The organism is Ectothiorhodospira shaposhnikovii (assembly GCF_022227765.1).
In the GTDB taxonomy this organism is placed as follows: Bacteria; Pseudomonadota; Gammaproteobacteria; order Ectothiorhodospirales; family Ectothiorhodospiraceae; genus Ectothiorhodospira.
In genome coordinates this window covers 71,559-89,925 of sequence record NZ_JAJMLZ010000009.1, presented here as the reverse complement: position 1 = coordinate 89,925, position 18,367 = coordinate 71,559, and the positions used below count along the sequence as shown (strand labels likewise).

The 18,367-nt window shown below is 64.1% G+C and carries 15 protein-coding genes; 11 read left to right on the top strand and 4 right to left on the bottom strand.

Annotation, left to right across the window (positions count from 1 at the left end; genetic code table 11):
* Positions 1–66 precede the first annotated feature (66 nt).
* Together LQD11_RS13095 and grxD are read left to right on the top strand one after the other, a co-directional pair.
* Positions 67–1,848 (top strand): N-acetylglutaminylglutamine amidotransferase, encoded by a 1,782-nt coding sequence (locus tag LQD11_RS13095; RefSeq protein ID WP_238617942.1) that lies wholly within the window; start codon positions 67–69, stop codon positions 1,846–1,848.
* Between the two features lie 191 nt (positions 1,849–2,039).
* Positions 2,040–2,360: a Grx4 family monothiol glutaredoxin gene (gene grxD, locus LQD11_RS13090; protein ID WP_238617941.1), complete on the top strand. Its 321-nt coding sequence runs from the start codon at positions 2,040–2,042 to the stop codon at positions 2,358–2,360.
* Between the two features lie 13 nt (positions 2,361–2,373).
* Here grxD and LQD11_RS13085 read toward each other — a convergent pair whose 3' ends face one another.
* The 3 genes from LQD11_RS13085 to pyrC are packed head-to-tail and all read right to left on the bottom strand — an operon-like array spanning position 2,374 to position 5,068.
* The gene (locus LQD11_RS13085; protein ID WP_238617940.1) at positions 2,374–3,348 is read right to left on the bottom strand and encodes a GGDEF domain-containing response regulator; all 975 of its coding nucleotides are present in this window, start codon (positions 3,346–3,348) and stop codon (positions 2,374–2,376) included.
* An 18-nt stretch (positions 3,349–3,366) separates the two neighbouring features.
* Complete coding sequence (gene rnt, locus LQD11_RS13080; RefSeq protein ID WP_238617939.1) at positions 3,367–4,020, bottom strand: ribonuclease T; 654 nt, start codon at positions 4,018–4,020, stop codon at positions 3,367–3,369.
* A gap of 4 nt (positions 4,021–4,024) precedes the next feature.
* Positions 4,025–5,068 carry a dihydroorotase gene (pyrC, locus tag LQD11_RS13075; protein WP_238617938.1) on the bottom strand — a complete coding sequence of 348 codons (1,044 nt, stop codon included), beginning with the start codon at positions 5,066–5,068 and terminating at the stop codon, positions 4,025–4,027.
* A gap of 310 nt (positions 5,069–5,378) precedes the next feature.
* Between pyrC and aceE the strand changes: the two genes are divergently transcribed.
* From aceE to LQD11_RS13035, 7 genes are all read left to right on the top strand, one after another.
* Positions 5,379–8,042 (top strand): pyruvate dehydrogenase (acetyl-transferring), homodimeric type, encoded by a 2,664-nt coding sequence (gene aceE, locus LQD11_RS13070; RefSeq protein WP_238617937.1) that lies wholly within the window; start codon positions 5,379–5,381, stop codon positions 8,040–8,042.
* A 98-nt stretch (positions 8,043–8,140) separates the two neighbouring features.
* Positions 8,141–9,469: a dihydrolipoyllysine-residue acetyltransferase gene (gene aceF / locus LQD11_RS13065; protein ID WP_238617936.1), complete on the top strand. Its 1,329-nt coding sequence runs from the start codon at positions 8,141–8,143 to the stop codon at positions 9,467–9,469.
* Between the two features lie 64 nt (positions 9,470–9,533).
* Entirely contained in the window at positions 9,534–11,291 is a 1,758-nt protein-coding gene (gene lpdA, locus LQD11_RS13060; RefSeq protein ID WP_238617935.1) for a dihydrolipoyl dehydrogenase, read from the top strand.
* Between the two features lie 56 nt (positions 11,292–11,347).
* On the top strand, positions 11,348–12,196 hold the full coding sequence (locus LQD11_RS13055) for an OmpA family protein (protein ID WP_238617934.1): 849 nt from the start codon (positions 11,348–11,350) through the stop codon (positions 12,194–12,196).
* Positions 12,197–12,303: 107 nt separating this feature from the next.
* Positions 12,304–12,978, top strand: a complete 675-nt coding sequence (locus LQD11_RS15625) for a methyl-accepting chemotaxis protein (protein ID WP_276315705.1) — start codon at positions 12,304–12,306, stop codon at positions 12,976–12,978.
* Positions 12,979–13,070: 92 nt separating this feature from the next.
* Positions 13,071–14,285 carry an argininosuccinate synthase gene (locus tag LQD11_RS13040; protein ID WP_238617933.1) on the top strand — a complete coding sequence of 405 codons (1,215 nt, stop codon included), beginning with the start codon at positions 13,071–13,073 and terminating at the stop codon, positions 14,283–14,285.
* 95 nt (positions 14,286–14,380) lie between these two features.
* Positions 14,381–15,136, top strand: a complete 756-nt coding sequence (locus LQD11_RS13035; protein ID WP_238617932.1) for an MlaA family lipoprotein — start codon at positions 14,381–14,383, stop codon at positions 15,134–15,136.
* A gap of 6 nt (positions 15,137–15,142) precedes the next feature.
* On the opposite strand, the gene LQD11_RS13030 is transcribed toward LQD11_RS13035, so the two are convergent.
* Positions 15,143–16,366 carry a phospholipase D-like domain-containing protein gene (locus tag LQD11_RS13030; RefSeq protein WP_238617931.1) on the bottom strand — a complete coding sequence of 408 codons (1,224 nt, stop codon included), beginning with the start codon at positions 16,364–16,366 and terminating at the stop codon, positions 15,143–15,145.
* A 96-nt stretch (positions 16,367–16,462) separates the two neighbouring features.
* Here LQD11_RS13030 and LQD11_RS13025 point away from each other — a divergent pair, with 96 nt between their 5' ends.
* Both LQD11_RS13025 and mpl read left to right on the top strand, forming a co-directional pair.
* A complete protein-coding gene (locus LQD11_RS13025) occupies positions 16,463–16,987 on the top strand; it encodes a hypothetical protein (RefSeq protein WP_238617930.1) in 525 nt (174 codons plus the stop codon).
* Positions 16,984–18,348 (top strand): UDP-N-acetylmuramate:L-alanyl-gamma-D-glutamyl-meso-diaminopimelate ligase, encoded by a 1,365-nt coding sequence (gene mpl / locus LQD11_RS13020; protein ID WP_238617929.1) that lies wholly within the window; start codon positions 16,984–16,986, stop codon positions 18,346–18,348. Before LQD11_RS13025 ends, mpl begins: the two co-directional genes overlap by 4 nt.
* Positions 18,349–18,367: the final 19 nt, after the last annotated feature.

The following is an 18,367-nucleotide window of genomic DNA, read 5'->3' as shown; positions in this document are numbered from 1 at the left end:
CATCTCCTGTATTGTGTGAACATCGATGTACGACACCCCCATTTCCAAGGATCCCTGACGACCTCCATGTGCGGCATCTGCGGCGAACTGAATTTCAACGAATCCCTCCCCGATCTTGAGTCCATCCGGCGCATGCTGGATCGGTTGCGTCGCCGTGGTCCGGATCACGAAGGCAGTTATTCCGACGGCCCCCTGGCCATGGGGCATCGCCGCCTGTCCATCCTGGATCTGTCCGACCGGGCCAACCAGCCCATGCTGGACCCCGAGCTGGGTCTGGCGGTGGTGTTCAACGGCACGATCTACAACTTCCGCGAGCTGCGTCGGGAACTGGAAGATCGCTACCGGTTCTTTTCCAGCGGCGACACCGAGGTCATCCTCAAGGCCTACCATGCCTGGGGCGAGGACTGCGTCAAGCGCTTTCACGGCATGTTTGCCTTTGCGGTCTGGGATCTGCGTCGGCGGCGCCTGTTCATGGCCCGGGACCGTATGGGCATCAAGCCCCTTTACTACAGTCACACCGACCGGCGTCTGCGCTTTGCCTCCAACATCCAGGCCCTGCTGGCCGCGGGAGAGGTGGATACGGACATCGATCCGGTGGCCCTGCATCATCACTTCACCCTGCATGCGGTGGTGCCCGCCCCCCGCACCCTGTTCAAGGGCGTGAGAAAGCTGCAGCCCGGTCATACCCTCACCGTGGAGCAGGACGGTCGTACCCGGCTGCAACGCTACTGGCAGCTGGAGGCCACCCGCCCCGACCGGGAGCTGACTCCGGAGGCATGGACCGAGGCCGTGCATGATGCCCTGCGGCGCTCGGTCAAGCGGCGTCTGGAGATTTCCGACGTGCCGGTGGGGGTGCTGCTCTCCGGCGGCCTGGATTCCAGTCTGCTGGTGGCCCTATTGGCGGAGTCGGGGGCGACGGGACTGAAGACCTTCACCGTGGGATTCGAGGATCAGCCCGAGGAGAAGGGCAGTGAATTCGAGTTTTCCGACCCGGTGGCCGAGCGCTATGCCACCGATCATCACCGCTTCCATGTGCCCAATGACCAGGTTCTGGCCCGTCTGCCCGAGGCGGTGGACCAGATGGCCGAGCCCATGGTGGGGCAGGATGCGGTGGCCTTCTACCTGCTGTCGGAGCAGGTCTCCCGGCACGTGAAGGTGGTGCAGTCGGGGCAGGGGGCCGATGAGGTCTTTGCCGGGTATTTCTGGTATCCGCGCATGGCGGCGGAGACGGAAGGGACCCTGGTGGAACGCTTCCGTCGGCACTATTTCGACCGCGACCAGCCCGAGTTTGCCCGCATGGTGAATCCGGCCCTGGTGGGAGAGGATCATACGGCCCTGCTGATCGAGGCGGCCCTGAACGAGCCGGGCGCGGACACCTTCCTGGATGCGGTGCTGCGTCTGGACGTCACCACTCTGGTGGTGGATGATCCGGTCAAGCGGGTGGACAACATGACCATGGCCTGGGGGCTGGAGGCCCGGGTGCCGTTCCTGGATCATGAACTGGTGGAGCTGGCGGCCCGCATGCCGCCGGCGCTGAAGCTGGCCCAGGGTGGCAAGGGCGTGCTCAAGCAAATGGCCCGGGGCTTGTTGCCGGATGCGGTCATCGACCGTCCCAAGGGGTATTTCCCGTTACCGGCCCTCAAGTACGTGCGTGGGGAGTTTCTGGACTTCATGCGCGACATCCTGGATTCCCGGGCTTGCCGTGAGCGGGGACTGTATCAGCGGGAGTATGTGGAAACCCTGCTCAAGGCCCCGGAGCAGCATCTGACCCGCATCCAGGGCAGCAAGCTCTGGCATCTGGCCCTGCTGGAATTCTGGTTGCAGCGCCAGGGGATCCACGCCGGCTAGGCGCCGGCGCCCGGGAACAAACCAATGGTCATGCTCTGATGTCCAATCATGTTGAGTCGGTCAACGGTGTGTTGAACCAAGTCGTTTTTATGCGGAATTCACTTTCCATTTGAAGGGAGTCATTCCCGCGCAAGCGGGAGTGACGGAATTTGCCCCGGCTGGGGCTTTTCATCAACACGAGGTCAAACGAAGTGGACGCTCTGGATCGTATCAGGCAGCAGGTGGAGGAAAACCCCGTCATCATTTACATGAAGGGGACGCCCCAGTTCCCCATGTGCGGTTTCTCCAATCGGGCCGCCACCGCGCTCAAGGCCTGCGGGGCACCCTTTGCCTATGTGAATGTCCTGGCGGATCAGGAGATCATGCAGGCGCTGCCCGGCTTTGCCGACTGGCCCACGTTTCCGCAGATCTACATCAAGGGTGAGCTGATCGGCGGCTGCGACATCACCCTGGAGATGTTCGAGTCCGGTGAACTGCAACAGATGGTCAAGGAAGCCGCCGGGGAGGCGTGATAGGCGGCGCCGGTCAGGTCACCACCACCCGGGTGCCGCTCTGACCCCGGGCCTGATCCAGGTTGCTCCGGGTCTGCTTCATCAGTTCCCGGATGGTCATCAGCGGCTGATCCGACTGATGAAAGTGGGCACCGATGGACACCAGGACCGGTACCGCCCCTTCGGAGGTCTGGATACCGTCCCGGGTGATGCTGGTCAGCACCCGCTTGAACAGATCCCGATTGAAATCCCGGGGAGAATGCACATGCATCAGCAAGGCAAACTCCTCCTCGCCGACCCTGGCCACCAGGTCCGTGGGGCGAACCGCCAGGCGCAGACGCTTGGCAAAGCCCAGCAGCACCTCCGAACTCAGATCCTCAAAAGGTGATACCTGCGCCTCGTCCTGCTGATCCAGGCTGACCAGGGCCAGGCAGAACCCTCCGCCCCGGGCCTGGGTTTCCAGCACCAGTGCCTCCAGGCGCTGATTCAGGGCTCGCTGGTTGGCCAGGCCGGTGATGAGATCCGTGGTGGATTGGTGCTCCAGCAGCCGGTTGGCCGTTTCCAGCGCTGCGGAAGTTTCCATCAGGCGATTCTGCAGCATGGCAATCCGCCCGGCGGCATAGATGCGTGCCGCCAGTTGGACATCCTGGATCGGTTTGGTGAGAAAGTCGTCGGCACCCTCATGGAAGGCCTGCAACATGGCCTTGTCCTCATCCTTGGATGTGAACAGGATGATGGAGGTGTAGCGTCCGGCCTCCTCATCCTGCCGGCGAATGGCCGCCGCCAGCTCCAGGCCGTTCATCTCCGGCATGACCCAGTCCGCGATCACCACGTCCGCCCGTCTCAGGGTGAGTGCGTCCAGCGCTTCCGCGGCGGATCCCGCCAGCCTGACATCGTCATAGCCGATGCGCTCCAGGGTATTCTTGAGCACGGTCCGGCTGTACTGCATGTCGTCAACGACCAGAATGGACAGCGGCGGCGGCATCTGAAGTTCTCGCTGTGGATCCATGATTCTCTTATAAGGAACTCACAAGGCCTTGTCCATGGCGGACGCCTCCAGCGGCAGTATCTGCCGGTTCCACCGGTTCATCACATCGCAGAAGATGTCGGCCGTCTTTTCCGCGTCGTAGGTGGCGGAATGGGCTTCCGAGTTGTCCCAGGGCAGGCCGGCCTCCTTCACCGCCTTGGCCAGCACGGTCTGGCCGTAGGCCAGTGCCGACAGGGTGACGGTGTCCAGGTTGCTGAAGGGGTGAAAGGGGTTTCGCTTCACCTGGGCCCGCTCCGCGGTGGCGTTGACGAAGGCCAGGTCGAAGCCGGCGTTGTGCCCCACCAGGATGGCCCGGGTACAGTGATTGCGCTTGATGTCCTGGCGGACCTCACGAAACACCCGTTGCAGGGCCTCGTCCTCGGGCAGGGCGATACGCAGGGGGTGCCAGGGATTGATCCCGTTCACTTCCAGGGACTTGGGATCCATGTTGGCCCCCTCGAAGGGCTGGACATGGCAGGACAGGGTCCGGTCCCGCTGGATGAAGCCGTCCTTGTCCATGCGCAGGAACACGGCCGCGATCTGCAGCAGGGCGTCGGTTTTGGGATTGAAGCCGCCGGTTTCAACATCCACCACCACGGGCAGAAAACCACGGAAACGATTGCCCATGGGGCGGAAGTTCAGTTCGTCTGTCATGGCGCTAGACTACCAGCTTCCAGTCCAGCGTGCCGCCGGCCCGCATGGGCACGACCGTGGCGTCCGCGAAGGGGTAGGCCTCCGGCACCGTCCAGGTTTCCCGCCGCAGGGTGATGTAGTCATCGTTCACCGGCAGGCCATGGAAGGCGGGGCCGAACAGGCTGGCAAACCCTTCCAGCTTGTCCAGGGCGCCGGCCTGCTCGAAGGCCTCGGCATAGAGTTCGATGGCAGCCGGGGCGCTGAAGATGCCGGCACAGCCGCAGGCGGATTCCTTGGCGCCCTTGGGATGGGGCGCACTGTCGGTACCCAGGAAGAAGCGGGGATGTCCCTCCGCCAGAACCGCCATGATGGCTGCCCGATGGGTTTCGCGCTTGAGCACCGGCAGGCAGTAATGATGGGGCCGCAGACCGCCCTGGAACAAGGCATTGCGGTTCATGAGGATGTGCTGGGGGGTGACCGTGGCGGCCACGCGGTCCGGTGCCTGGCGCACGAACGCCACCGCCTGGGCCGTGGTGATGTGTTCAAGGACCACCTTCAGGCCCTGGAAGCGTTCCACCAGTGGCGCCAGCACCTGATCGATGAACACCGCTTCCCGATCGAACACGTCCACGCCCGGGTCCGTGGCCTCGCCATGGATCATCAGCGGCAGCCCCAGATCCTGCATCGCCTGAAGGGTGGGGTAGGTGTGGCGGATATCGGTCACGCCGGCATCGGAATGGGTGGTGGCACCGGCCGGATACAGCTTCACACCGAAGATGATCCCGCTGTCCACCGCCTTTTTGATCTCTTCCGGCGAGGTCTTGTCGGTGAGGTAAATTGTCATCAATGGTTCGAATGACATCCCCGCCGGCACGGCATCGAGAATACGCCGGCGATAGGCGATGGCCTGCTCCACATTCACGATCGGCGGCTTGAGATTGGGCATGATGATGGCGCGGCCGAAACATCTGGCCGTATGCGGCACTGCACTATCAAGGGCGCTCCCGTCCCGCACATGCAAATGCCAGTCATCGGGGCGTCTGATACGCAGTTCCTGGATTGTCGTCATTGTGTCGCTGTTTCCTGTTTTTATTGCAGAAATGTGTTGCAGTGAAGCATGAAAAGCGGTGTTCCGATTCCTTGACCTGCCGGCATAAAAGCTAGAACATGATTGAACGAACGGCACGGTCCGACGATGAATTTACCGCTCGATGTGAACCGAATTGCCGCGTTTCAGGTCGAGATTTGATATGGACATAAAAATAATAAAAGTCCGGTCCGAATGATATCAGCAAGTACCCCGTTTTGTCTGAACCACACCCCCATGGGGTGCGCCCGCGCGCGCCCGTCACGCAGGGGGACTGGATGGAGAAAAAGTGATGACCGCGCAGCAGCAACTCCAGGATCTGGATACTCAGGAAACCCATGAATGGCTCGATGCCCTGGAAGCGGTGATCCAGGCCGATGGCCCGGAACGGGCCCATTACCTGCTGGAACGTCTGGTGGACCAGGCCAGGCGCTCCGGCGCCTTCCTGCCGTATTCCGCCAATACCGCCTACGTGAATACCATTCCGCCCCATCTGGAACCGGAATTTCCCGGTGACGCGGAGCTGGAGCATCGGATCCGTTCCTACATCCGCTGGAATGCCCTGATGATGGTGGTCAAGGCCAATCGTATCAGCACCGAGCTGGGTGGGCATATCGCCAGTTTCGCTTCCGCCGCCACCCTCTATGACGTGGGCTTCAATCACTTCTGGCGCGCCCCTTCCCATGAGCATGGCGGTGATCTGCTGTTCGTCCAGGGTCATTCCGCCCCCGGCATCTATGCCCGTTCCTACCTGGAAGGGCGCCTGACCGAAGCCCAGCTGGACCGCTTCCGTCAGGAAGTGGGCGGCGGCGGACTGTCGTCCTATCCCCACCCCTGGCTGATGCCCGATTACTGGCAGTTTCCCACCGTCAGCATGGGGCTTGGCCCCATCGCCGCCATCATGCAGGCCCGCTTCATGAAGTACATGAACGACCGCGAACTGGCCAGCAGTCGGGATCGCAAGGTCTGGTGCTTCATCGGCGACGGCGAGACCGACGAACCCGAAACCCTGGGCGCCATCTCCCTGGCGGCCCGGGAAAGGCTGGACAACCTGATCTTCGTGGTCAACTGCAACCTGCAGCGTCTGGACGGGCCGGTGCGGGGCAACGGCAAGATCGTGCAGGAACTGGAGGCCGTGTTCCGGGGCGCCGGATGGAATGTCATCAAGGTCCTCTGGGGTAGCTACTGGGATCCGTTGCTGGCCAAGGACACCAAGGGCCTGCTCAAGCAGCGCATGATGGAGGCCGTGGACGGGGATTATCAGAACTACAAGGCCAAGGACGGTGCCTATGTGCGGGAGCATTTCTTCGGCAAATATCCCGAACTCAAGGCCATGGTGGCCAACATGTCCGATGACGACGTCTGGCGTCTGAACCGGGGTGGGCATGATCCCTTCAAGGTCTTCGCCGCCTACCACGCGGCGGTCAACCACGTCGGCCAGCCCACCGTGATCCTGGCCCAGACCGTGAAAGGCTACGGCATGGGGTCCGCCGGCGAGGGGCAGATGCGCGCCCATCAGCAGAAGAAGCTGGGCATGGACGAACTCAAGACTTTCCGCAGCCGCTTCAGCATCCCGCTCACCGATGAACAGGTGGAACGGATGGAGTACATCAAGCCACCGGAGGATGCCCCGGAAATGCGCTACATGCATGAACGGCGCAAGGCCCTGGGCGGCTTTCTGCCGGTGCGCAAGTCCTCGGTGGCGCCCCTGGAGATCCCGGATCTCTCCCTGTTCGACGCCGCCATGGAGTCCTCCGGAGAGCGCGAGCTGTCCACCACCATGGCGCTGGTGCGCATGCTCACCCAGCTGATCCGGGACAAGAAGATCGGCCATCACATCGTCCCCATCGTGCCGGACGAGGCCCGCACCTTCGGCATGGAAGGGCTGTTCCGGCAGTTGGGGATCTACTCCTCCGTGGGGCAGCTCTATACGCCCCAGGACAAGGACCAGGTGATGTTCTACAGGGAAGACAAGAAGGGGCAGATCCTGGAAGAGGGCATCAACGAGGCCGGCGCCGTGTCCTCCTGGACGGCGGCGGCCACCGCTTACAGTGTCCATGGGGTGAGCATGATCCCCTTCTACATCTTCTATTCCATGTTCGGCTTCCAGCGGGTGGGAGACCTCATCTGGGCCGCGGGCGATATGCAGGCCCGGGGTTTCCTCATGGGGGGGACCGCCGGTCGCACCACCCTCTCGGGCGAGGGGCTGCAGCATCAGGACGGCCATAGCCATCTGATGGCGGCCAACGTGCCCAACTGCATCAGTTACGACCCCACCTTTGCCTATGAGCTGGCGGTGATCCTCCATGACGGCCTGCGCCGCATGTATGTCAACCAGGAAAGTGTTTTCTATTACATCACCGTGATGAACGAGAACTACCCTCAGCCGGCCATGCCGGAAGGGGCACAGGAGGGGATCCGCAAGGGGCTGTACCTGCTCCGGGAAGGAGGATCGGGTGAGCCGAGGGTCCAGCTCCTGGGTTCGGGCACCATCCTGCAGGAGGTGATTGCCGCCGCCGAACTGCTCCTCAACGACTTCGGCGTGGAAGCGGATATCTGGAGTGCCACCAGCTTCAACGAGCTGGCTCGGGACGGCCGTGACACGGAGCGCTGGAACCTGCTGCATCCCGAGGCCGAACCCCGCCGGAGCTGGGTCAGTCAATGCCTGACGGGTCGTCAGGGGCCGGTGGTGGCCTCCACCGATTATGTCAGGGCCTTTGCCGATCAGATCCGGGCCTGGGTCCCGGGACGTTACACGGTGCTGGGCACCGACGGCTTCGGCCGCAGTGACCTGCGTTCCCGGCTGCGCCACCATTTCGAAGTGGATCGCTACTACGTCGCCCTGGCCGCCCTCAAGGCCCTGGCGGATGAAGGCCGTATCCCGGTGGAGCGGGTCAGCGAGGCCATCGCCAAATATGAAATCGACGTGGACAAACCCAATCCCCTGCGCGCCTGAGGCGCCGGGTCGCATCCATTGACATGCATCACCGGCCGGCGCGGCCGTCCCGTTGCCTGCCGCCGCCGGTGAATCCAATTTCTCAAAGGAGTTGCGCCATGGGCAACGTGGTTGAAATCAAGGTCCCCGACATCGGTGACTTCAAGGACGTGGAAATCATCGAGGTGCTGGTGGGAGAGGGGGATACGGTCAAGCTGGAGGATCCGCTGATCACCCTGGAATCGGACAAGGCGTCCATCGACATCCCGGCCCCCCAGGCCGGGACCGTGAAGGGTCTGAAGGTCAAGGTGGGGGATCGGGTCTCCCAGGGGGCGGCCATTCTGGATCTGGAACCGGAAGCGGGGGGTAAGACGCCAACGCCTGACAAGACCCCGGAACCGTCGCCGCAACAGGCAGCCCCCCCCCGGCCGGAAACGGCTCAGGCCCCGGCGCCCGAGCCGGAGAGATCCCGGGAGGCCGTCCGGGACGAAGCCCCGGCATCCACGCCCGGTCCGAGACCTTCCCCCACGGCGGGGATGGTGGACGAGGCGGCCTTTCGCAAGGCCCTGGCCTCTCCGGGGGTGCGCCGGTTCGCCCGCGAACTGGGGGTGGATCTGGGCAAGGTGGAAGGCAAGGGCCGCAAGGGGCGTATTCTCAAGGAGGATGTGCAGGCCTTCGTCAAGCGCACCCTGGCCGCGCCGCCGGCCCTGCCCGGACTGGCACGCCCCCCGGAGATCGATTTCTCCCGGTTCGGCCCGGTCAAAACCCAGGCCCTGACCCGCATCAACCGTCTCACCGGCGAGAATCTGCACCGCAACTGGGTGAACATCCCCCATGTTACCCAGTTCGACGAGGCGGACATCACCGAGCTGGATGCCTTCCGCAAGTCCCTGGTGGCGGAATACAAGGACAAGGACGTGAAAATCACCTTCCTGGTGTTCCTGATGAAGGCCCTGGTCTCGGCCCTGAAGGCGCATCCCAGGGTCAATGCCTCGCTGGATACCGCCGGGGAAAACCTGATCCTGAAACAGTACTTTCACCTGGGCATCGCCGTGGACACCCCGGATGGTCTGGTGGTCCCGGTGATCCGGGATGTGGATCGCAAGAGCCTGGTGGAATTGGCCAGGGAGGTGGCCGAGGTTTCCGAAAAGGCCCGCAAGCGGCGGCTCAAGCCCGACGACATGCAGGGCGGCTGCATCACCATCACCAGCCTGGGGGGGATCGGCGGCACCCAGTTCACACCCATCGTCAATGCGCCGGAGGTGGCGATTCTCGCCGTCTCCCGGGCCAGGATGCAGCCGGTATGGGACGGCGAGGCCTTTGTGCCGCGGCTGATCCTGCCGCTGGCCCTGTCCTATGATCACCGGGTCATCGACGGTGCCTTGGGCGCCCGTTTCACCCACTGTCTGAGCGGTCTGCTGTCGGACATGCGGCGCATGCTGCTGTAGCAGCGGCCCGCTCCCACGGGTATTCATGGGCAGTTTGAAACGGCAAAGAAGGAGTGTTGAATTCATGGCTCAGACACGCACCATCCAGGTCCCCGATATCGGCGATTTCAAGGATGTGGAAATCATCGACATCCTCGTCGCCCCGGGCGATACCGTCAAACCCGAAGACCCACTCATCACCCTGGAGTCCGACAAGGCCTCCATCGACATTCCCGCCCCGACGGCGGGGACCATTGGCACACTGCTGGTGAAAAAGGGCGACAAGGTCTCCCAGGGCACGGCCATCCTGGAACTGGAAACCGATACCGCCGAATCCCCCCCACGGGAAGACACCACGGCGCCGGCCGCTGCCGCGCCGCGCCCCGAAACGCCGCCCAGCCGTCCCCGGCCGGTCTCCGAGCCGACCGATGACGCGGACATCCACTGCGGCCTGCTGGTGCTGGGCTCCGGCCCCGGGGGGTATACCGCCGCCTTTCGTGCCGCTGATCTGGGCCTGGACGTGGTCATGGTGGAGCGGTATCCACAGATCGGCGGCGTGTGTCTCAACGTGGGCTGCATCCCCTCCAAGGCCCTGCTCCACGCGGCCCAGGTGATCGACGAGGCGAAGGACTTTGCCCGCCACGGCATCCATTTCGGTACGCCTCGGATCGATCTGCCCGCGCTGGCGGCCTACAAGGACGGCGTGGTGGGCAAGCTCACCGGCGGTCTGCGGCATCTGGCCGGACAGCGCAAGGTCAGGGTGGTGCAGGGCGTGGGACGTTTCACCTCGCCCCATACCCTGACCGTGGCCGTGGATGGCGGCGAACAGCGGATTCGTTTTGAACAGGCCATCATCGCCGTGGGCTCCCGGCCCGTGCATCTGCCCGGATTTCCCTGGGAGGATCCGCGGGTGATGGATTCCACCGGCGCCCTGACGCTTCAGGACATCCCCGATCGTCTGCTGGTGGTGGGGGGCGGCATCATCGGGCTGGAGATGGCCTGCGTCTACGATGCCCTGGGGTCGAAGGTGACGGTCTGCGAGCTGTCCAAGGATCTGATGCCCGGCGCCGACCGGGACCTGGTCAAGCCGCTGGAAAAGCGGCTTAAGGACCGTTACGAGAATATCTTCACCGGTACCCGGGTGGCGCGCGCCCAGGCCGTGGACGAGGGTATCCGGGTCTGGTTCGAGGGCGGCAAGGCCCCGGAACAGGACACCTTCGACCGGGTGCTGGTGGCGGTGGGGCGTCTGCCCAACGGCGGTCGGATCGACGCCGAGGCGGCGGGCATTCAGGTGGACGAACACGGCTTCATCAAGGTGGACCGGCAGATGCGGACCAACGTCGAACACATCTTCGCCGTCGGCGATGTGGTGGGTGGCCCCATGCTGGCACACAAGGCCACCCATGAAGCCAAGGTGGCCGCCGAGGCGGCGGCCGGGAAAAAATCCCACTTCGATGCCCGAGCCATCCCCAGCGTGGCCTATACCCATCCGGAAGTGGCCTGGATGGGGCTGACCGAGACGAAGGCCAAGGCGGAGGGGATCGAGTACACCAAGGCGGTCTTCCCCTGGGCGGCCAGTGGTCGTGCCCTCAGCGTGGGGGGCGAGGCCGGCATGACCAAACTGCTGCTGGATGACCAGCAGCGGGTGATCGGTGCCGGGATCGTCGGCCCCAACGCGGGGGAACTGATTGCCGAGGCCCTGCTGGCACTGGAGATGGGGGCGGACGTGGAGGATCTGGGGCTGACGGTGCATCCCCATCCCACCCTGTCGGAAACCCTCTGCTTTGCGGCGGAGGTGGCCCACGGCTCGATCACCGACATCCTGCCGCCGCGTCGGCGTTGATGGGGCAGGGGGGGGAGGTCCTCAACTTCCCCCACCACCTGCCGATAACTCCAGGCATGAACGCCCGTTACGCCATCCTGCTGTTCTGCCTGCTGCCCGCCGCCCTCCAGGCCGCCGACTACGGTCCCCGCATGGAGCAGGCCCAGTGGATCGTGACCCAGGAGCCGGACCTGTGTGAGTTGGCGCAGCCCGTTCCTCGCTACGGCATCGCCCGTTTCCACGCCAGCCCGGGCCGCGCCCTGAGGTTTTACCTGGACCCGCGCATCCCGCTGAATGCGCCCGACGTGGGCCGCCTGTCCCTGCAAGCACCCGACTGGCGCCACGACCTGATTCCCCAGGATCTGGGCGCGGTGCCCGCCATGGCCGGGGATACCCTGCTTCGGCTGGGCCGGGAGGAGGCCCTGGCCCTTTACTACGGCCTGGAAACCGGCCATGAAGTCCTGATCCGGCACCCGGACCCGGGTCGGGGCGCCCGGGACATCCGGGTGACTCTCTCACCCCTGCGTTTTCGGGAAGTCCTGGCGGATTTTCGTGCCTGTCAGGGTGAACTCAGGCGCCTGGATTTCGAGATCCTGGACGACTGGCGCATCCACTTCGATTTTGACGAGTCCCGCATCCGCCCCGATCAACATGGGGAACTGCGGCGGGCCCTGGCGGTGCTCAGGGATAACCCCGACGCCCGGGTGGTCCTTGGAGGGCATGCGGACGAGCGCGGCACCGAGGCCTACAACGACGCCCTGTCCCTGCGCCGGGCACGCGCGGTTCAGGCCTATCTGCGCGGCCAGGGAATTGCCGCCCACCGGATCGAGACGCGCGCCTTCGGCGAGTCATGGCCCCTGGACACGGCATCCACGGAAGCGGCCTGGGCCCTCAATCGCCGGGTGGATATCTGGCTGACCCGGTAAGGGAGCGAGGCTCGCCGGATTCAGTGCCGAGATGACGCCGGACTGAAATCCATCGTCTCCACAGGGAGCAGGGAATACACTACGATCATCACTGCGGAGCCCCGAACATGCCCACCCACAAGGCCGATGAAAGCACCGAACTGGATGCCCTCAACAGCATCGCCAGTCGCATGAACGGATTTCTCTATCGTTGCCGCAACGATGACCAGTACACCATGCTGGTGATTTCCGGCCGCTGCCGGGAACTCACCGGATATGGTCAGGATGAGTTGCGGCAGAACAGGGCGGTGTCCTACGCCTCGCTGATTCACCCGGAAGATTCGGCCGCCGTCGACGAGGCCATCAGCCAGGCCGTGGCCGCCGGCGGTAACTGGGATGTGGATTATCGTATTCGCCACCGTGACGGCAGTGTCCGCTGGGTCAACGAAAACGGCGGTCCGGTGCTCGATCAGGAGGGCAGGTTGCAGTACCTGGAAGGGGTGGTGACCGACATTCGCCGGCGCAAGGATGTGGAATCCGCGCGGCATGAACAGATTGCCGCCGTGAGCCGCTTGAGCAATTCTATCATCACCGAGTCCAACCAGATCCTGATCGTGCTCAAGGCCCTGCGCATGCTCAGCCTCAATGCCAGTATCGAGGCCGCGCGGGCGGGGGAGCACGGGCGCGGTTTTGCGGTGGTGGCCAAGGAGGTGAACCGTCTGGCGGATCAGACCGGGCTGTTTGCCGGTAACATCAGCAATCTCATGGCGGAGCTGGAACAGGAGCTCAAGCGTCGGATCTGACCCTCGGTGGCGGCGTCCATTCCTTACCCGGCTCCAGTTTCGCTATACTTGCGCCCCTGTACCACTTACGTCTTTCCCAGGGGTTGCCTTACATGGCCAATGATGTGAAAAAGGTCGTCCTCGCCTATTCGGGCGGGCTGGATACGTCGGTCATCCTCAAGTGGCTTGAGGATACCTATGGCTGCGAGGTGGTGACCTTTACCGCCGACATCGGTCAGGGCGAGGAACTGGAACCGGCCCGAGCCAAGGCCCAGGCCATGGGCGTGAAGGAGATCTACATCGACGACCTGCGCGAGGAATTCGTGCGCGATTTCGTCTTCCCCATGTTCCGTGCCAATGCCCTCTACGAGGGTGAATACCTGCTGGGCACCTCCATCGCCCGCCCCCTGATCGCCAAACGCCTGGTGGAAATCGCCAACGAGACCGGCGCCGACGCCGTCTCCCACGGTGCCACCGGCAAGGGCAATGACCAGGTGCGTTTCGAACTGGGCGCCTATGCCCTCAAGCCCGGCATCCGCGTCATCGCCCCCTGGCGGGAATGGGACCTGAACTCCCGGGAAAAGCTGCTGGCCTATGCGGAGCAGCACGGTATCCCGGTGGAGATGAAGCGGGGCAAGAAGTCCCCGTACTCCATGGATGCCAACCTGCTGCACATCTCCTACGAGGGCGGTCCCTTGGAAGACCCCTGGTTCGAGGCCGAGGAAGACATGTGGCGTTGGAGCGTCTCCCCCGAGGCCGCCCCGGACAAGCCGGAATACGTGGAGATCACCTACGAGAAGGGTGACCCGGTGGCCCTCAACGGGGAACCCATGAGTCCCGCCACCTTGCTGGCCACCCTCAACCGGATCGGCGGCGCCCACGGCATCGGTCGCCTGGACCTGGTGGAAAACCGCTACGTGGGCATGAAGTCCCGCGGGTGCTATGAAACCCCCGGTGGCACCATCCTGCTCAAGGCCCACCGCGCCATCGAGTCCATTACCATGGACCGGGAAGCCGCTCACCTGAAGGACGAGTTGATGCCCCGGTACGCCAGCCTGATCTACAACGGCTACTGGTGGAGTCCGGAGCGACGGATGATGCAGTCCCTGATCGACGCCTCCCAGGTGCATGTGAACGGCGTGGTGCGGATCAAGCTCTACAAGGGCAATGTCATCGTCGCCGGTCGCAAGTCCGAGTCCGACAGCCTGTTCGACGCCCACATCGCCACCTTCGAGGACGATGCCGGCGCCTATAATCAAAAGGATGCGGAAGGCTTCATCAAGCTCAACGCCTTGCGCATGCGCATCGCCGCCCAGCGCGGACGGTAGGGGTTTGAGCAGTACCCCTCTCTCCTCGGGGGAGAGGGGTTGGGGTGAGGGGAAGAATACCCCCCACGTGTTCACCGTTGCCACAGGTATTGCCCGTGAAGCTCTCCAAGCCCCGTCATCCGATCTGGTTGTTGCTGCTGATCGTCCTGCTTCTGCCGGCCTGTGCCACGGTCCCCCCGGAATCCCGTGATCCCCGGGACCCCTGGGAGGGCTATAACCGGGCCATGTTCCAGTTCAATGACGCGGTGGATTCCGCCGTGATCAAGCCCGTGGCCGAGGGCTATGAGCGCTATGCGCCGCAGCCGGTGCAGACCGGCGTCACCAACTTCTTCTCCAACCTGCGGGATGTGGTCAACATGACCAACAACGCCCTGCAGTTCAAGTTCCATGATGCCGCCTCGGATCTGACGCGCATCATCATGAACACCAGTTTCGGGGTGTTCGGGCTGTTCGACGTGGCCAGCCCCATGGGGCTGGAAAAGAGCAACGAGGACTTCGGACAGACCCTGGGGCGCTGGGGGGTGTCTTCAGGCCCTTACCTGGTGCTGCCCTTCCTGGGGCCGAGCACCCTGCGGGATGCCCCGGCACGGGTGGTGGACGGGGTGACGCATCCGCTGTACTACTACGATGAAACCGCTATCCGCAATACCCTGCTGGTGGTGGACATCATTGACATCCGGGCAGGTTTCCTGCCCACCGAGCGAGCCCTGGAAGAACTTGCCACCGACCGTTACATGGCCTTGCGCAATGCCTTCCTGCAACGGCGGGAGTATCTGGTGCGTGATGGTGCCCCCGGCGAAGACCAGTACGACCTGCTGCGGGAACTGGAAGACTGGGACGACGACTTCTGAGGCTGGTCATCTTGCCCTGGAGGCATGATCCGAGGTCGGCAGTGCATGGATGCCCCGGCGCAGTGCCTTGTCCGCCTCCCGTACGTCCCGCATGTAACTGAGTTGCACCAGCCATTCGTCCAGGGCACCGAAAAACCGCTCCATCAGCCGGTGCCAGCGACCTCGTGCCTGCCACTCCTGCAAGGTCCATTCCCGGGCCTGAGCCAGGTCGCCGGCAAACAGCCCGGCCAGTTCCGCCACGGTGTACGGAGCGGTCACCACCTGGTTGGCCTCCAGGTTCCAGCGCAGGGTCCAGTGATCCAGGTTGCTGGAGCCCACGCTGCTCCAGTCGTCACAGATCACGTACTTGGCATGCAGGCAGCGGGGCTGATATTCGAAGATCCTGACCCCCGCCCGCAGCAGCCGCCCGTAGAAGCGCCGCCCCGCATGCCGGACCGCCGGCTGATCCGTCTTCGGTCCCGGTACCAGCAACCGCACATCCACTCCATGGCGGGCGGCCCGGGCCAGCACGCGGCGCAGACGTAGGGTGGGCACGAAATAGGCCGTGGTGATCCATACCCGCCGCCGTGATTTCTTGATGGCGGCAATCACCGAGCGCATCACCGAGCGCCCCCCCAGGAGACTGTTACCCACCATCCGGCCATCCACCGGGCCGTGGTCACCGGTCGGTGCGGCAGGCAATGTCAGGGGATGGGCATGCCATCGGGACCAGGTTCTGGCAAAGAGTTGTTCCCAGTCCGTCACGCAGGGCCCCCGGATCTCCAGCATGACCTCGTGCCATGCCTGGTCGCCGGCAAAGCGCGGATCAAAGTCATCGGTCAGCCCGGCACCGCCCACGAAGGCCACCTTGCCGTCCACCGCCAGCAGCTTGCGGTGATCCCGGAACAGGGACAGATGGAGCCGCTTCAGACCCAGTGGGTTATACATGCCCAGCTGCACGCCATGGGCCAGCAGACGCCCCCGATCGCTACCGGAGAGGGCCAGGCTGCCGAAATCATCCAGCAGCACGCAAACCTCCACACCATGGGTCGCGGCCAGGCACAGGGCATCGATGAATCGGGTGGTCAGCGCACCGGAGCTGCACAGGTACATCTCCAGCAGCACCCGCTCCCGCGCCGATTCGATGGCCTCCACCATGGCGGGAAAGAAATCATCACCATCGACCCTGAGCCGATAACGGTGAGGCCCCCGGGCCGGGGGCGAGCGGCGAGTCTTGAACGGCCTGTCCATGTCGGGTTCTGCTGTGTGCCGGGAGGGACATGATATCCTTGCACGAATCTCACGCGACCGTCATCGAATCATCGGGACGTCATACAAGGGCCGTGCATGTACGCGTTGATCAAACCCTTTATCCAGTTGACCTTCATGCAGAAAGGACCGGAGGACCTGCCGGCCTCGGCCCTGCTGCTATGGCTGTGCATCATCGCCTATCTGCTGGTGGGCCTGATCGTGGCCCTGCCGTTCTATCCCTTCCAGCTGGCCATCCTGCAGACGGGGATGGAACTGGCCCTGCTGGCGGGCTACACCGCCCTGCTGCTGTCCTGGCGGGGGCTGCCGGACCGGTTCAACCAGACCTTGAGTGCCCTGCTGGGCGTCGGGGTGATCCTGGGCCTGCTGATGCTGCCCCTGGTCTACAACCTGCGTGGGGCCGAGACACCCACCGAGATCCCGGTCTACATCACCGTGGGTTATCTGGTCCTGCTGGGCTGGCTGCTGACCACCTACGGCAACATTCTGCGCAGTGCCCTGGGCCTGCAGACCGTGGCCGGTGGCGTGGGGCTGGCGGTGCTGTATCTGATGCTGGCGGCCATTGCCGGTGAAATGCTCTACACGGCGATCATGCCGTCATGAGTCATGTGCATATTCTGGGTATCTGCGGCACCTTCATGGCCGGCGTGGCCCTGCTGGCCAGGTCCGCCGGATATCGAGTGACCGGTTCGGACCAGCAGGTCTACCCGCCCATGAGCACGCTGCTGGCGGCCCAGGGCATCCCGGTCAGCGAGGGTTACGATCCCGCTCACCTGGACCCGGTGCCGGATGTGGTGGTGGTCGGCAACGTGATGACCCGGGGCAATCCGGCGGTGGAATATGTGCTCAATCGCGGCATTCCCTATGCCTCCGGCCCCCAGTGGCTGGCGGAGCATGTGCTCAAGGATCGCTGGGTGCTGGCGGTGGCCGGGACCCACGGCAAGACCACCACCGCCAGCCTGCTGGCCTGGATACTGGAGGACGCGGGACTGTCTCCGGGGTTTCTCATCGGCGGTGTGCCGGATAATTTCCAGGTCTCGGCCCGATTGGGGGAGACGCCCTTCTTCGTGGTGGAGGCCGACGAGTACGACACCGCCTTCTTCGACAAGCGTTCCAAGTTTGTCCATTACCATCCCAGAACCCTGATCCTGAACAATCTGGAATACGATCACGCCGACATCTTTCCGGATCTGGCCGCCATCGAGCGGCAATTCCATCATCTGGTGCGCACCGTGCCGGGGGAGGGGCGCATCCTGTGCCAGGGTCATGATGCCGCGCTCTCAAGGGTATTGGCCATGGGATGCTGGACGCCGGTGGAGTGCTTCGGAACCGATGGCGGGATGGACTGGCGGGGAGAGGCCCTGAGCCCCGACGGCAGCCATTTTCGTCTCCACCATCGGGACCTCCCGGTGGGCGAGGCCCACTGGTCCATGCCCGGACATCACAACATGAGCAATGCGGTGGCGGCCCTGGCGGCGGCCAGGCATGTGGGGGTGCCGGTCGAGGCCGGTGTGTCGGCGCTGTCCCGCTTTGCCGGGGTCAAGCGGCGGCTGCAGGTGCGGGGCACGGCGGGCGGGGTGACGGTCCATGACGATTTCGCCCACCATCCCACCGCCATCGCCGCCACCCTTGCGGCCCTGCGCGGCCGGGTGGGGGAGGCCCGTATCCTGGCGGTGCTGGAACCCCGTTCCAACACCATGCGCATGGGTGTCCATCGACAGACCCTGGCGAACTCGCTGGCCGGGGCGGATCAGGTGTTCCTGTTCGCGCCGCCGGATCTGGGCTGGGACGTGGCGACGGTGACCGGTGAACTGGCGGGGCGGGGGGAGTCCGCGCCGACCCTGGACGGCCTGCTGGCGCGTCTGGTGGCCAGTGCCCGGCCCGGCGATCATGTGCTGATCATGAGCAACGGGGGATTCGGCGGGTTGCATGACCGACTGCTGGAGGCGCTGGCCGGGCAGTAGCCCTGTTTCTGTTGTTACA